This window comes from Streptomyces chilikensis (genome assembly GCF_001642695.1).
Lineage (GTDB): Bacteria > Actinomycetota > Actinomycetes > Streptomycetales > Streptomycetaceae > Streptomyces > Streptomyces chilikensis.
This window is the reverse complement of the sequence record NZ_LWCC02000005.1, coordinates 2,517,264-2,530,800: the sequence shown is the minus strand read 5'-3', so window position 1 is coordinate 2,530,800 and position 13,537 is coordinate 2,517,264. Positions and strand designations below refer to the sequence as shown.

Sequence of the window (13,537 nt, the reverse complement as noted above, 5' to 3'; positions counted from 1 at the left end):
GCCTCAGCCGCGCGGGACGGCGGCCCGCGCCGCGCCGCCCCGGTCCGCTCCCCCGCCGGCGGGGCCGGCCAGGGGCAGGCGGACCGTGAAGAGGGCGCCGCCGCCCGGCGCCCGGCCGAGCGTGATCGTCCCTCCGTGCCGGGTCACGATCTCGCGGACGATCGCCAGCCCCAGGCCCGCGCCCCCGTCGTCGCGCGCGCGGGCGTCGTCCAGCCGCACGAACCGCTCGAAGACCCGCTCCCGCTCGCCCTCCGGGACACCCGGCCCGTCGTCCTCGACCGACAGCACCGCCCAGCCCGGTCCCCGGCCCGCGGCCGGTCCCGCGCCCGCCGTGTCCGCGGGCACGGTGCGCACCCGCACGACGACCCGTTCCCGGGCGTGGCGCTGCGCGTTGTCCAGCAGGTTGCCCAGCACCCGTTCCAGCCGGCCGCGGCTGCCCGCCACGACCGCCTCCTCCAGTTCCCCGGCGCGCACCGGCCCGGGGCGGCGCGCCGTCTCCTCACGCGCCAGGGCCGCCAGGTCCACCCGCGCGGCGCGGGGCTCCTCCCCCGCGTCGAGGCGGGCCAGCAGCAGCAGGTCGGCGGCCAGGTGCTGGAGCCGCACCACGTCCTCCAGCAGCTCGCCGACCTCGAGCAGCTCCGGATGCGCCTCGGCGACCTCCACCTGGGTGCGCAGCGAGGCGATCGGGCTGCGCAGTTCGTGCGAGGCGTCCGCGACGAAGCGGCGCTGCCGCTCGACCGACTCCTGAAGGGCCGCCAGGGTGCCGTTGGTGGTGACCGCGAGCCGGGCCACCTCGTCGCGCGAGGACGGCACCGGCACCCTGCGGGACAGGTCGCGGCTGCCGGTGATCTCCGCCATCTCCGCCCGGATGCCCTCCACCGGGCGCAGCGCGTGGCGGGTGACCAGCCAGGTCACCGCCCCCACCACGACCAGCAGCGCGGGCAGGCCGGCCAGCATCGCCCGGACGGTGTCGGTCACCGCCAGTTCCTGCACCGCCAGCGACGACCCCGCGTAGACGGTCACGGGCGTCCCGTCGGCCGCCTCGGCGCGCAGGGCGGCGACGGTGAAGTCGGCGCGCCCCTCGGCCTCGCCCGGGTCGGAGGTCGCCTCGCCCTCGTCGTCCACCGCCAGGGAGACGCGGTCGAGGACGGCGTCGTCGTCGACCCGCCCGTCGTCCGCGCGGTCGTCGTCGTCGCCCCGGTCGCCGCTGCCGGCGTCCTCACCGCCGGAGCCGCCGGGCGGCGCGGGCACCGGGCGGGCGGCGCCGCTCATCGGCGGGGCGCCGGCGAGGGCGTCGCTGGAGGCGAGGACCGTGCCGTCGGCGTCGACGACCTGCACCGGGTCGTCGGTGTCCAGCCCGGCCGCGTCCTTCGGGGAGCGTTCCACCGCGACCTGGACGGCGACCTCGCGGGCCCGGGACTCGGCGACCAGCCGGGTGTTGTCGGCCAGGCCGCCGCGCAGGACCTCGACCACCGCCAGGCCCGCCAGGGCCAGGGCGACGGCGACGACGACCGTGGCGCCCAGCGCGGTACGGGCGCGCACCGACGAGAACCAGCCCCGCGTCACGGCGTCCCCCCGTCCCGCTCCAGCCGGTAGCCGGCGCCGCGCACCGTGGTGATCGACCGGACCCCGAAGGGCGCGTCGATCTTGCGGCGCAGCGTGCTGACGTACACCTCGACGATGTTGGGGTCGCCGTCGTAGGCGAAGTCCCACACGTGCTCGAGGATCTCGGCCTTGGAGACCACCTCCCCGGCCCGCAGCGCCAGTTGCTCCAGGACGGCGAACTCCCGCGTGGTCAGCGCGATCTCCTCCCCGCCGCGCCGCACCCGCTGCGCCCCCGGGTCGACGCTCAGGTCCCCCAGCCGCAGGACGGGCGTGCCGCCGAGGGTGCGGCGGCGCAGCAGGGCCCGGATCCGGGCGAGCAGGACCACGTAGGAGAACGGCTTGGTCAGGTAGTCGTCGGCCCCGGTGTCCAGCCCCTCGGCCTCGTCGTACTCGCCGTCCTTGGCGGTGAGCATCAGGATCGGCGTCCGGTCGCCGGACGCGCGCAGGGCCGAGCAGACCCGGTAACCGTTCATGCCGGGCAGCATGATGTCCAGGACGATCAGGTCGTAGGAGTGCTCCCGGGCCCGGTGCAGGCCCTCGGCGCCGTCGTGCACGACGTCCACCGCGAACCCCTCGGCCGCCAGTCCCCTCGCCAGGGCGGTGGCCAGGCGTTTCTCGTCCTCCACGATCAGCAGGCGCATGCGGACAAGGGTCGCAGAGCCTTCCTGAAGACGCCTTCAGCTTCCTTCAGCTCCGCTTCAGCGTCGCCCGTCCACAGTGGTGTCCGTCGAGAACGCCGCACCTTTCCACGGGAGGACCCCATGAGCTCCGCCGACCGCACCCCGTCCCGCCGCCGCCGCGCCGCCCTCGCCGCCCTGGTGGCCGCCGCCCTGGTCGGCGGGGGCACCGCCGCCGCCGTCGCCGTCGCCTCCGGGGACGACCCGGCCGCCACCGCCTCCGCCCGCGCGGACGACCGGGACCGCGACGACGACGCCGAGGGCGGTGAGGCGGCCGCCCCGAGGACCGACGTGCGCGCCGCCGTCACCGCGGCCCTGGCGAAGGCGAAGGGCGTCGTGGCCTCGGCCGAGTTCGACGAGGACGGCGACCGGCCCGTCTGGGAGGTCGAGGTCGTCGGCAAGGACGGCACCCGCACCGAGGTGCTGGTCGACCCGGACGACGGCACGGCGCGCGGCAGCGACCGCGCCGGTGACGACTCCGACGCCGACGACGACACCGAGGACCGCGACGAGGCCGCCGCCCTGCGCAAGGCCGGCACCGACGCCGCGGAGGCCGCCGGGGCCGCCCTGAAGGAGGTCCCCGGCAGCGTCCTCTCGGTGGACTTCGAGGACGGCCGGGACGACGGCCGGAGCGGCGCGCCGGCCTGGGAGGTGGAGGTGATCGGCGAGGACGGCACCGAGCGCGAGGTCCTCGTCGACGCCGGCAGCGGGAAGGCCGCCCTCGGCGGGGCCGACGACCGCGACGACGCCAAGGACGACGCCAAGAGCGACAACGACGACGCCGACGCCAAGGACGCCGACGGCAAGGACGACGACGGCAAGGACGACGGCACCGACGACCGTCGCGAGGACTGATCCGGCGGCAACCGCGGCGACCGCCGCGGGAACCGCGCGCAGCGGCGGCCGGGGCGACGCGCCCCGGCCGCCGCTCGTCCGCCGGCGTCCCGGCCCGCCCGGGTGCGAGCCCTCACCGGGCGCCGCTCCCCTTCCGCACGGGGGGCGACGGCGCCCGGTGGGGCGGGACCCCGTTCAGCGGCCGTGGCCGGGCATCGGGTCCGTCACCGGCCCGCCGGAGGAGGCGGTGATCCGCCGCCGGTCCGCCTGGAGCGCGGCGGACCGGGGCAGCGAGGCCGCCAGCAGCGGCCCGCGCAGGGCCTCGGAGCGCAGGGCGAAGGTCAGCAGGAGGTGACCGAGGAGCCCGCCGAGGGTGTTGGCGATGACGTCGTTGACGTCGACGGAGCGGCCGTTGTTCAGGACGACGTACGACAGCAGCTGGGCGGCCTCGATGCCCAGGCTGACCAGCCCGGTCAGCAGCGCCGTCCGCTTCGCCGAGGTCGCGTGCCGGGACAGCAGCGGGAACAGGAAGCCGGCCGGGATCATCATGATCACGTTGGGGATCATGGTGACGTCCGCGCCGAACAGCGGGACGAAGTGGATCTGTCCGGTCCAGGGGGCCTGGTTGGCGTAGATCCCCCAGGTCACATTGAGCGGGAAGATCGTCAGGGACAGGACGGCGGCCGCGTGGACGGCGGCGGCCGTCCGGAGCAGGGCGTGGCGGACGTTCCACGCGTCCCGCCACACCTGCACGCCGGTGAACAGGGCGAACACGACGAGCAGCGGGCCGAGGACGAATGTGGGAGCCACTTCGAATCGGATGTCCATGGGGGCGGGTCCTTCGGTCGGAGCGAGCGGCGCTGACGTGGATCAGCCTCGTTCCGGGGCCGCGCCCGGCGGATCTCCCGAAAGGCCCATCCCGCCCGGGGCTCCTACGACTTTCGGCAGAGGGGCCCGCGGGAGGGCCCGCCTAGAGTGACCGGCATGTTCGGATCACCACGTGCGGCGGCCGTCGCCCGGTTCGCCGGCGGCGCGCTGCTGCTCTGCGTCCTGGGCCTCGCGCTGCTGGCCGACCTCGGTGCCGGCTCCCTCACCCCGCCGGGCGCCGGGATCCTGCTGCTGCTGTCGGCGGGCGCGGCGGGGGCCGTGGTCCTCCCGGCCGTGGGCCTCCGGCTGCGCGGCGGGCCGCAGGCCTGGGCGGCCTGCGGCGCGGCCCTGGTCTCGCTCGCCTGCTCGGTCCGGCTCGGCGCCGCGGCGGCCGGCCCCGGCTCCGCCCCGGACCAGGCATCCGACCTCTACGTCGCCTTCGAACCGGTGGCCCTGATCACGCTGCTGTACGTGACGGCGCGGCGCGGCAGCCGGACCGGCACGGTCGTCGGCCTGCCGCTGCTGATGACGGCGGTCGTCCTGCGCCCGCTGGCGGTCGACGTGGACGAGGGCAGCAGCATCGTCGCCCTCGTCCTGACCCTGGTGGCCGCCGGCGCCCTGGCCGCCGGCCTCACCGGACGGCTGGTCACCGCGTCCCGGCGGCAGCGGGAGGAACAGGTCAGGCTCGAACAGCGGCTCGCCTTCGCCCGCGACCTGCACGACTTCGTCGCCCACCACGTCTCGGGCATCGTGGTGCAGGCGCAGGGCGCGCGGGCGGTCGCGGCCAGGGACCCGCAGGCGGTGGCGGGCGCCCTCGCGCTGATCGAGAACACCGGGACCCAGGCGCTGACCGCGATGCGTGAGATGGTCGGCGCCCTGCGCGAGGACACCGGCCCGCGCACCCGGGCCCCGGGCACGGACGGGATACGCGCCCTGGCCGAGGACGCCGCGCTGCCGGGCGTCCGGGTGGAGTACACCGAGAGCGGCCCCGCCGCCGAACTGCCCGCGGACGCGGCGCACCTCGTGGAGCGCGTGGTCATGGAGGCGCTGACGAACGTCCGCAAGCACGCCCGTGACTGCACCGCCGTGCAGGTCGCCCTGGACGTCTCGCGCCGCCGGGTGAGCGCCCGGATCACCGACGACGGACGGCCGGGCGGGACGGGGCCCGTCACCCGGGCGGGCGGTGGCTACGGGCTGCGGGGCCTGCGCGAGGTGGCCGACGCGGCCGGTGGCACACTGACCGCGGGCCCGGTCCCCGACGGCCCGTCGGACACGGGGGGCGGCTGGCAGGTCGCGCTCCGGCTCCCCCTCCCCCTTCGGCAGGTGCACCCGTGACCATCCGCGTCCTCCTCGCGGACGACCAGGCGATCGTCCGCACCGGCATGGCCATGATCCTGGCGGCCGAGGACGGCATCGAGGTCGTCGCCCAGGCCGCCGACGGGGTCGAGGCGATCCAGCAGGCCGAGCTGCACCGCCCGGACGTCGTCCTCATGGACATCCGCATGCCGCGCCTGAACGGCATCGAGGCGCTGCGGCACCTGCACCGCCCCCAGGCCGCGCACGCCCCGAAGGTCGTCATGGTGACCACCTTCGACGACGACGAGTACGTCCACCAGGCCCTGCACCACGGCGCCTGCGGCTTCCTGCTCAAGGACGCGGGCCCGCGGCTGCTGGCCGAGGCGGTCCGCTCCGCCGCCTCCGGCGAGGCCCTGATCAGCCCGTCCATCACGGTCCGGCTGCTGAGGCAGTTCGCCCGCCCGGCCCCGGCGGCCGCCCCGGCCCCCTCCTCCCCGCTCTCCCAGCGGGAGACGGAGGTCGCCGTCCTCGTCTCCCGCGGGCACACCAACACGGAGGTCGCGGCCGCCCTGCACATCAGCGCGGGCACGGTGAAGACCCACCTCACCCACATCCAGGCCAAGCTGGGGCTGCGCAACCGGGTCGAGATAGCGGCCTGGGCCTGGGAGTCCGGCCTGGCCCGCTGAGCCGGCGCCACGGGATCCGGGCCCGCCCCCGCGGCCCGGGGCCCCGGGGAGCGCGCCGACGGCGCGGCAGGCGGCACGGCCGTCGTCCGGCTGCCCTCCGCGGGCGGCGGCCCTGGCAGACTGAGGGCATGACGGAACAGAAGAACCTGCTCGGCGGCCCCGACCCGACGTACCTCCCGGAGAACGAGGACGCGTACCGGATGCTCGCCGAGTCCGCGAGCCCCGCCGAGGTGGCGGCCGCGCACCCGACGTTCTCGCTCGCCTGGGCGATGCTCGCGGACGACGCCTTCGAGGCGGGCCGGACCGTGGAGTCCTACGCCTACGCCCGCACCGGCTACCACCGCGGACTCGACGCGCTGCGCCGGGCCGGCTGGAAGGGCCACGGTCCGGTGCCGTGGAGCCACCGCGCCAACCGCGGCTTCCTGCGCTGCCTGGCCGCCCTGGCCCGCGCCGCCGAGGCCGTCAAGGAGACCGACGAGGCCGAGCGCTGCCGCCAGTTCCTCCAGGACAGCGACCCGCAGGCGTACGAGGAGCTGAAGTCGGCGTAAGCCGTCCGGCTCAGACCGGCGCGGGGGAGGGGAGTCCGCAAGACGAGTGGGTGTCTCGCGGACTCCCCTCCACCGTGAGCGGTCATGGTCCGCCACGAATGTCCAGCTGCTCGAGTTCGGGCAGGACGCGCGCCACCGTGGCGAAGTCGTTGTCCCGGTGCAGCACGATCAGCCCATGACGGACGGCCGTGGCGCACACGAGCAGATCGACCGGCCCCGCACTACGGTGCTGGCCCTTCAGGGTCAGTTTGTACTGTGCCGCGTCCACCCAGCGCCATGCGTCCTTGGGGACCGTCACCCGGCCGAAAAGGTCCGACAGCTCCGCATCCAACTCGTCCCGGTGCGAGGGACTCCTGGCGCTGTACAGGATCTCCATACGCGTGGGTTCGCAGATGCCGATGGCTCCCGTTTCGATCTCGGCGTCCCACCGCCGCCGGATCAACGGCTCACTCACCAGGTCGATGTACGCGCCGGTGTCGATCAGGTACGTGATCACTCGACGCCTTCGCGCCCTTCCGGCTCCTCCGCCATGGCACGCAGGGCGGCTTTGCGCGCCTCCCACATCCGGCGCGTCGGCTCGAACTCTCCACGTCCCGCCCTTTCGGCAAGGCGCTCGGCCGCGGCCCGGCGATTATGGCGCCGGACAGCCTCACGCAGGGCGGTGTTGATGGTGTCCCGCTTGGTGCTCGTGCCGAATATGGCAGCGGCGGCGGCCAGGGCCTCGTCATCGAGATCCACATTGGTCACGCTCATCAGGACCGCCTCCTGTGTGTCATGTGGGAAGGAAATCCACCCTTTACACATTAGCGTCAGCGCCCCATGGTCACCACCTGTGGAGGCAGGGGCTGGAAGCGGCACCGTCCAGGAGATCAGGCCAGCGTGAGGTGAGGGGAGTCCGCGAGCCGGGCGGCTCGCAGGGCTCCCTTCGCGCCGTACAGGTCGACGGTGTCGTCGAGGCCGTGTTCCCGCCTGCGCTCCGACATCCACAGCCTCTTCGACAGCCGCCTGCTGGCCATATCACCGGCGCTCGACATACACGTCTCCCCCGGTCTCCTCGGCTACGAGCGCTACTCGAACCTGCACGGCTCGCCCCTGCGGATACCGGCCGACGCTCCGGTGAACCGGACTGTTCTCGGAAAGCTCTACGAAGAGGTCACCGGAACCTGGTAGGTACAGGCCGGAGCAGATGTGGGCTGTGCGCGTTTCGGACCGTGGAGGGCAGGCGTCTCCTGGGAGGGACCGGGCGTCACCGGTGGAGGACCCGGGTCGGCTGCCGGAGCAGTCCTGCCCTTGCCCCTGGTGGCCGCAGGCGACGGGCGGCGACGCGCACGGCCGTGGTCATGGCCTCTCCCGGCCCGGATCCGGTGCGCGGAGTACGCAAACAGGAGTGACCGGGCGGGGAAACGAGCCCACCGGTGGACCGGCGCGGCGGGCGGCACGCGAAAGGGCCCGCCGACCGGGGCGGAACCCCGGTCGGCGGGCCCTTTCGCGGTGATGCCCTACTTCAGCTTCGTGCCCGCCGACCGCAGGTTCTGGCAGGCCTCGACGATGCGGGCCGCCATGCCCGCCTCGGCCAGCTTGCCCCAGGTGCGCGGGTCGTAGGTCTTCTTGTTGCCGACCTCGCCGTCCACCTTCAGCACGCCGTCGTAGTTGCGGAACATGTGGTCCGCCACCGGACGGGTGAACGCGTACTGGGTGTCGGTGTCGATGTTCATCTTGACGACGCCGTTGTCCAGCGCGGTCGCGATCTCCTGCTCGGTGGAGCCGGAGCCGCCGTGGAAGACGAAGTCGAACGGGTCGGCCTTGCCGAAGCGGGCGGCGACGCCCTCCGCGAGCTCCTTCAGCAGCTCGGGACGGAGCACCACGTTGCCCGGCTTGTAGACGCCGTGCACGTTGCCGAAGGACGCGGCCAGCAGGTAGCGGCCCTTCTCGCCCAGGCCCAGCGCCTCCGCGGTGCGGATCGCGTCGTCGACCGTGGTGTAGAGGGAGTCGTTGATCTCGTGCGTGACGCCGTCCTCCTCGCCACCGGTCGGGGTGATCTCGACCTCGAGGATGATCTTCGCGGCGCGGGCGCGCTCCAGCAGCTCCTGGGCGATCGACAGGTTGTCGGCCAGGGTCTCCGCCGAACCGTCCCACATGTGCGACTGGAAGAGCGGGTTGCGGCCCGCCTTCACGCGCTCCTCGGAGACCGCCAGCAGCGGACGCACGTACCCGTCCAGCTTGTCCTTGGGGCAGTGGTCGGTGTGCAGGGCGACGGTGACGTCGTACTTCTCCGCCACGATGTGCGCGAACTCGGCCAGGGCGACGGCGCCGGTGACCATGTCCTTGCTGTACTGGCCGCCCGCGAACTCGGCGCCGCCGGTCGAGATCTGGATGATGCCGTCGCTCTCCGCCTCGGCGAAGCCGCGAAGAGCCGCGTGCAGGGTCTGGGAGGAGGTCACGTTGATGGCCGGGTAGGCGAACTTGCCTGCCTTCGCCCGGTCGAGCATCTCGTTGTAGACCTCGGGGGTTGCGATGGGCATCCTGTCCGCTCCTTGATGGTTCTGCGGGTTTTGTCCTTGCCAGCCCTGACCTTGGTGACGTCGTCGTCGGCACCCATCTTTCCAGACGCGGGCCCCCGCCCGAACGCGCGTCCCGGACAGTGGCGCCCGCGGCGGGCGTTCCGGGCGTTTCCGGCGCACGGCCGGTGACGCGCCGGCCGGCGGCACCGGCACCGGCAGGCGGCTCACCGGCAGGCGCGTCAGTCGAGGCCGAGGTCGTCCTTGGAGTAGGCGAACCGGTAGGGGACGCCCGCCTTGTCCTGGATGATCTCCGCGGCGCCGGTGGCGCGGTCGACGATCGTCACGACGGCGACGACGTGCGCGCCGGCCTCCCGGACCGCCTCCACGGCGGTCAGCGGCGAACCGCCGGTGGTGGAGGTGTCCTCGACGACCAGCACGCGGCGGCCGGCGATGTCCGGGCCCTCGACCCGCTTCTGCAGGCCGTGCGCCTTGGCCGCCTTGCGGACCACGAACGCGTCCAGGCTCCGCCCGCGCGCGGCGGCCGCGTGCAGCATGGAGGCCGCCACCGGGTCGGCGCCCATGGTCAGGCCGCCCACCGCGTCGAACTCCAGGTCCGCGGTGAGGTCCAGCAGCACCTGGCCGACCAGCGGGGCGGCCGTCCCGTCCAGGGTGATGCGGCGGAGGTCGATGTAGTAGTCGGCCTCCAGCCCGGAGGAGAGGGTCACCTTGCCGTGCACCACGGCCTTGTCCTTGATCTGCTGCAGCAGCTCGCCGCGAACGTCGCTCATGGCCGCAAGCCTAGTTGGGCGGCGGCCCGGCGCCGGACGCCGGCTCAGAGGCGGCGCCAGCGCCAGGTGGTGGTCGCCTCCAGCGGTTCCAGCGGCGTGACCAGGCGCGGGGCGGTGTTGAGGCCGTCGGGCGGGCCGGTCTGCGGCTCCACGCAGAGGGCGGCTTCCTGCTCGTCGTAGACCACCACCCACTTCTCCGGGCTGGTGACCCTCAGCTCCAGCCGCCCGGGCCACACGACGGCGACGTCCACGCCCTGCGGCATGCCGAAGCAGTCGTCCCACGGGCCGGGCAGCGGCTTCTCCAGGCGGCGGCCGGTGGGGAGGTGGTCCTCGCCCCGCTCCTCCTGCCAGGCGGGGTCGAACTCCAGCCGCGCGCCCTCGCCGCCGCCGAGCGGGCCCTCCAGGGTCCGGTTGAACCAGGGGTGCCAGCCGAGCTGCGCCGGGAACGAGGAGCCGTAGGTCTCGATCGCCAGGGTGAGGGTCAGCGACTCCTCGGTCAGCGCCACCACCTGGGTGAGGCGGGCGGGGTAGGGCCACGGGTCGGTGAGGTCGAGGGTGAGGACCGCCTCGTCCCGCTCCTCGCGCGCGGTGCGCCAGGCGTTGTCGCGGGCGGTGCCGTGGATGGCGTGCGGCTCGGCGTTCAGCGGCATCCGGTGCACGGTGCCGCCGTCGCGGAACCGGCCGTCGCGGATCCGGCCGCACCAGGGGGCCATCGGGAAGCAGCCGTACCGCTCCCCCTGGCGCAGCAGTTCCACGCCGCCGATGCTCAGGCTCGTGATCCGTCCGCCGTTGGCGGGGCTCACGGTCGCCTCCGCGTCGCCGGCGGTCAGGGTGAAGTCGTCATGGGTGCTCACGGCCCACGACCCTACTGGGGGCGGGGCCGGATCCGCGCGGTCACCGGTGACGGCGCAGGACGCGGGCCACGGCGATCGCCCCGGCGGCCACCGCCAGCGCCGCCGCGGCGGGGGCCACCCAGCGCAGCGTCCGGTCCGCCACACCGGCCGGCGGCACCGGCACCGGCGCGTACCGGCCGCGCGGCGGGGCGTGGTCGACCTCCTCCGCGCTGCGCCCGATCATCGTCCGCCGCGCCTGCGCGGCGTCCGCCACGGCGCCGGGCTCCTCGGGGAACAGCACGTCGTCGTCCTCGTCGTCCTCGTCGTCGAGGTCCGCCTCCGGGTCCAGCGACGGGGGCGGCACGGGCGCGTCGAACACCGACGGCCGCGGCGGGGCCGCGGCGCCTTCCGCGTCCGCGGCGCCGCCCTCGCCTCCGGGGCGCCCGGCGCCGTCGTCCGCCTCCCGCGCCTGCGCGGCGTCTCCCTCGTCCGCGGCGGCGCCTTCTCCCGCGGCCTCGCTCCCGGCCGGGGCATCGCCCTCGTCCACGGCGTCACTCCCGGCTGCGGCATCGCCCTCGTCCGCGGCGTCGCTCCCGGCCGCGGCGGCGCCGGCGTCCGCGGCCCCGTCTCCCGCGGGGGAGGCGTCGTCGGCGTCGGGGCGGGCGTCGAAGTCGCCGTCCGCGCCGGGGGCGAACTCCGGCACCAGGGGCTCGCCCGCGCTCGGCAGCACCTCGCCGTGGCCGTCGTCCGTCACCGTTCCGCTCCCCTCCGCCGCGTCGTCCGTGTCCTCTCCTGCCTGCCCCGGCAGGTCCCCGGCGAACCGTTCCAGCAGGCGGGTCAGGGCCGACTCCACGGTGGCGGGCTCGAAGCCGGTGACGCGGCCCGTCGCGGTGGCCGTGCCGCGGAAGCGGAGGAGGGTGCCGTCGGGCCGGGGGCTCAGGGTCACGCGGACGGTGGCCCGGACCTCGCCGTCGCCGCGCGCCTCGGCGCCCTCGGCCTCCACCGTGAACGCGCCGTCGTCCTGGCGGGTGACGCCGAGGGAGCCGCGGTACGTCACGCTGCTGCCGCCGACGCGCAGCTTGAGCCGGCCGGCGACGCCCTCCGCCGCGGCGTCCCGCTGGAGCCCGGGGAGCGCCCGGGCGACCCGGTCGGGGTCGGCCAGGGCGGCGGTCAGGTGGCCGGCGGGGACCGGGACGAACACCTCATGCTCCATGGGGTCCGACATTACCGAGGGGAGCGGGAACCGCACCCCGGCCGGAGGCCGATCGGCACAGGTTTCGCACGCCCCGGTGGGCGGCGGCGTCAGTAGCGCGGGTGGGCCAGGGTCGAGGCGGGCAGCCCCGGGACGCGGGTCCGTTCGGCCGCCCTGGCCGCCGCCCTGAGGGAACCTTCCTTCACGGTGCGCGACCCCGGTCCCCCGGCGGCCGGCGACAGCGGCGGGACCCGGGGCCCGGGCGAGGCGAGGAACAGCCCCCACTCCCGCTCCCCCGCCCCGGTCACCCGGTACGGCACCGCCCGCAGTCCCGCCGCGCGGAGCGTCGCCTCGACCGTCCAGTACGCCCTCGGCCGGCCGGCCACGGGCCCGGCGTGGACCGCGAGACGGCCGCCCGGCGCCATCACCCGGCGGGCCAGCCCGTAGAACTCCCGCGAGTACAGCTTGGCGCTCGCGGTGTCCCCCGGATCGGGGAGGTCGGCGATCACCACGTCGTACGGCCCGCCCCGCTCCACCCGCAGCCGCCGGAACGCGTCGTCGGCCGTGACCCGCACCCGCGGGTCGTCGTAGGCGTGCCCGTTGAGCGCGGCGAGCACCGGATCGGTGCGGGCCAGCCCGACCAGCCGCGGGTCGGCGTCCACCACGTGGACCTCCCGCACGCCCGGGTGCCGCAGCACCTCGCGCACCGCCAGCCCGTCCCCGCCGCCGAGCACCAGCACCCGCTCCCGCGGACCGTTCATCGCCGGGTGGACCAGCGCCTCGTGGTACCGCCGCTCGTCCCGGCCGTCGACCCGCAGCGTGCCGTCCAGGTAGAGGCCCGGCGGGCGCCCGCCGGGCCCGCCACCGGTGATCACCACGTCCTGCGCCCCGGTGCGCACGGCCACCCGGACGTCGCCGCCGTACAGCGCCCGCCCCGCCGCCCGCTCGAAGTCGTCCGCGAGCACGGCCGCGGCGCCGAGCAGCGCCAGCACCAGCACGTTGGCGATCAGCAGCGTCCGGCGGGCCCGCCGGCCGAGGTCACGCCCGAACAGGCCCAGCACCAGGGCCGCGCCGACCACCGCGTTGACCGCGCCGGTCAGCAGCGCCCCGGTCAGCTGCCCGAACCTGGGGAGGAGCAGGAACGGGAAGGCGAGACCGCCGACCAGCGCGCCCACGTAGTCGGCGGCGAACAGGTCGGCGACCGCCCCGCCCGGGTCCTGACGGCGGATCCGCTGGATCAGCTCCATCAGCAGCGGCACCTCGACACCGATCAGCAGCCCCATGGCGAGGGAGACCGTGACCAGCACCAGGCTCGGTCCGTCCCGCCAGACGCCGCCCCAGGCGCCGGTCCAGGCGAAGACGGCGTAGAGCGCCATCGCGCTGCACCCGCCGACCAGGGCGAGGGCGGCCTCCACCGCGCCGAACGCCGCCGCGGCCCGGCGTCGCAGCCGCTTGGCGGCCAGCGAGCCGAGGCCCATCGCGAAGACCATCACCGACAGCACGACGGACGCCTGGGTGACCGAGTCGCCCATCAGGTAGGAGGCCATCGCGACGAGTTCCAGCTCGTACACCAGCCCGCAGGCGGCGCAGACGAACACCCCCGCCAGCACCAGGAACCGGGCCGTCCCCGGCCGCAACGGCAGCCGCGCGCCACCACCCGCGCCCGCCGCGCCGCCGCTCGCGGCACCGCCCGCCGCGGCACCGCCCGCC

Annotated in this window: 15 protein-coding genes; 5 read left to right on the top strand and 10 right to left on the bottom strand. The window is 75.4% G+C overall.

What is annotated here, in order from left to right:
- Positions 1-3: 3 nt before the first annotated feature.
- On the bottom strand, positions 4-1,542 hold the full coding sequence (locus tag A2U95_RS11370; RefSeq protein WP_240957285.1) for a sensor histidine kinase: 1,539 nt from the start codon (positions 1,540-1,542) through the stop codon (positions 4-6).
- Positions 1,543-1,562: 20 nt separating this feature from the next.
- On the bottom strand, positions 1,563-2,246 hold the full coding sequence (locus A2U95_RS11365; RefSeq protein ID WP_166022016.1) for a response regulator transcription factor: 684 nt from the start codon (positions 2,244-2,246) through the stop codon (positions 1,563-1,565).
- Between the two features lie 120 nt (positions 2,247-2,366).
- Here A2U95_RS11365 and A2U95_RS11360 point away from each other — a divergent pair, with 120 nt between their 5' ends.
- The gene (locus A2U95_RS11360) at positions 2,367-3,137 is read left to right on the top strand and encodes a PepSY domain-containing protein (RefSeq protein ID WP_166022015.1); all 771 of its coding nucleotides are present in this window, start codon (positions 2,367-2,369) and stop codon (positions 3,135-3,137) included.
- Positions 3,138-3,311: 174 nt separating this feature from the next.
- On the opposite strand, the gene A2U95_RS11355 is transcribed toward A2U95_RS11360, so the two are convergent.
- Entirely contained in the window at positions 3,312-3,944 is a 633-nt protein-coding gene (locus A2U95_RS11355; protein WP_166022014.1) for a VanZ family protein, read from the bottom strand.
- A 156-nt stretch (positions 3,945-4,100) separates the two neighbouring features.
- On the opposite strand from A2U95_RS11355, the gene A2U95_RS11350 reads away from it, so the two are divergent.
- The 3 genes from A2U95_RS11350 to A2U95_RS11340 all read left to right on the top strand — a co-directional run bounded on the left by A2U95_RS11350 (position 4,101) and on the right by A2U95_RS11340 (position 6,513).
- Positions 4,101-5,318: a sensor histidine kinase gene (locus tag A2U95_RS11350; protein ID WP_166022013.1), complete on the top strand. Its 1,218-nt coding sequence runs from the start codon at positions 4,101-4,103 to the stop codon at positions 5,316-5,318.
- Entirely contained in the window at positions 5,315-5,965 is a 651-nt protein-coding gene (locus tag A2U95_RS11345) for a response regulator (protein ID WP_166022012.1), read from the top strand. Before A2U95_RS11350 ends, A2U95_RS11345 begins: the two co-directional genes overlap by 4 nt.
- Positions 5,966-6,093: 128 nt before the next feature.
- The gene (locus A2U95_RS11340; protein ID WP_166022011.1) at positions 6,094-6,513 is read left to right on the top strand and encodes a DUF3151 domain-containing protein; all 420 of its coding nucleotides are present in this window, start codon (positions 6,094-6,096) and stop codon (positions 6,511-6,513) included.
- An 82-nt stretch (positions 6,514-6,595) separates the two neighbouring features.
- On the opposite strand, the gene A2U95_RS11335 is transcribed toward A2U95_RS11340, so the two are convergent.
- Together A2U95_RS11335 and A2U95_RS11330 are read right to left on the bottom strand one after the other, a co-directional pair.
- On the bottom strand, positions 6,596-7,009 hold the full coding sequence (locus tag A2U95_RS11335) for a PIN domain nuclease (protein ID WP_166022010.1): 414 nt from the start codon (positions 7,007-7,009) through the stop codon (positions 6,596-6,598).
- The gene (locus tag A2U95_RS11330; RefSeq protein WP_166022009.1) at positions 7,006-7,266 is read right to left on the bottom strand and encodes a type II toxin-antitoxin system VapB family antitoxin; all 261 of its coding nucleotides are present in this window, start codon (positions 7,264-7,266) and stop codon (positions 7,006-7,008) included. The genes A2U95_RS11335 and A2U95_RS11330 overlap by 4 nt, the downstream gene beginning before the upstream one ends.
- Positions 7,267-7,458: 192 nt before the next feature.
- Between A2U95_RS11330 and A2U95_RS11325 the strand changes: the two genes are divergently transcribed.
- Positions 7,459-7,683, top strand: a complete 225-nt coding sequence (locus tag A2U95_RS11325) for a hypothetical protein (RefSeq protein WP_166022008.1) — start codon at positions 7,459-7,461, stop codon at positions 7,681-7,683.
- Between the two features lie 329 nt (positions 7,684-8,012).
- Here the strand turns inward: A2U95_RS11325 and fbaA are convergent, their stop codons facing one another.
- The 5 genes from fbaA to A2U95_RS11300 form a co-directional block, all read right to left on the bottom strand.
- Positions 8,013-9,035, bottom strand: coding sequence for a class II fructose-bisphosphate aldolase (gene fbaA / locus A2U95_RS11320; RefSeq protein WP_166022007.1), 1,023 nt, complete (start codon positions 9,033-9,035; stop codon positions 8,013-8,015).
- Between the two features lie 218 nt (positions 9,036-9,253).
- Positions 9,254-9,802, bottom strand: coding sequence for an orotate phosphoribosyltransferase (gene pyrE / locus A2U95_RS11315; RefSeq protein WP_166022006.1), 549 nt, complete (start codon positions 9,800-9,802; stop codon positions 9,254-9,256).
- Positions 9,803-9,846: 44 nt separating this feature from the next.
- Positions 9,847-10,656, bottom strand: a complete 810-nt coding sequence (locus A2U95_RS11310; RefSeq protein WP_166022005.1) for an aldose epimerase family protein — start codon at positions 10,654-10,656, stop codon at positions 9,847-9,849.
- 40 nt (positions 10,657-10,696) lie between these two features.
- Positions 10,697-11,848: an SRPBCC domain-containing protein gene (locus A2U95_RS11305; RefSeq protein WP_166022004.1), complete on the bottom strand. Its 1,152-nt coding sequence runs from the start codon at positions 11,846-11,848 to the stop codon at positions 10,697-10,699.
- Positions 11,849-11,937: 89 nt separating this feature from the next.
- Positions 11,938-13,537 (bottom strand): polyamine aminopropyltransferase (locus A2U95_RS11300; protein ID WP_476756102.1); only part of this gene is annotated, 1,600 nt, incomplete at its 5' end.

Excerpts from the sequence above, each read along its gene's own strand:
- A2U95_RS11365 (WP_166022016.1), bottom strand. The coding sequence starts at position 2,246 with ATGCGCCTGCTGATCGTGGAGGACGAGAAACGCCTGGCCACCGCCCTG.
- A2U95_RS11360 (WP_166022015.1), top strand. The coding sequence starts at position 2,367 with ATGAGCTCCGCCGACCGCACCCCGTCCCGCCGCCGCCGCGCCGCCCTC.
- A2U95_RS11355 (WP_166022014.1), bottom strand. The coding sequence starts at position 3,944 with ATGGACATCCGATTCGAAGTGGCTCCCACATTCGTCCTCGGCCCGCTG.
- A2U95_RS11350 (WP_166022013.1), top strand. The coding sequence starts at position 4,101 with ATGTTCGGATCACCACGTGCGGCGGCCGTCGCCCGGTTCGCCGGCGGC.
- A2U95_RS11340 (WP_166022011.1), top strand. The coding sequence starts at position 6,094 with ATGACGGAACAGAAGAACCTGCTCGGCGGCCCCGACCCGACGTACCTC.
- A2U95_RS11330 (WP_166022009.1), bottom strand. The coding sequence starts at position 7,266 with ATGAGCGTGACCAATGTGGATCTCGATGACGAGGCCCTGGCCGCCGCC.
- fbaA (WP_166022007.1), bottom strand. The coding sequence starts at position 9,035 with ATGCCCATCGCAACCCCCGAGGTCTACAACGAGATGCTCGACCGGGCG.
- pyrE (WP_166022006.1), bottom strand. The coding sequence starts at position 9,802 with ATGAGCGACGTTCGCGGCGAGCTGCTGCAGCAGATCAAGGACAAGGCC.
- A2U95_RS11305 (WP_166022004.1), bottom strand. The coding sequence starts at position 11,848 with ATGGAGCATGAGGTGTTCGTCCCGGTCCCCGCCGGCCACCTGACCGCC.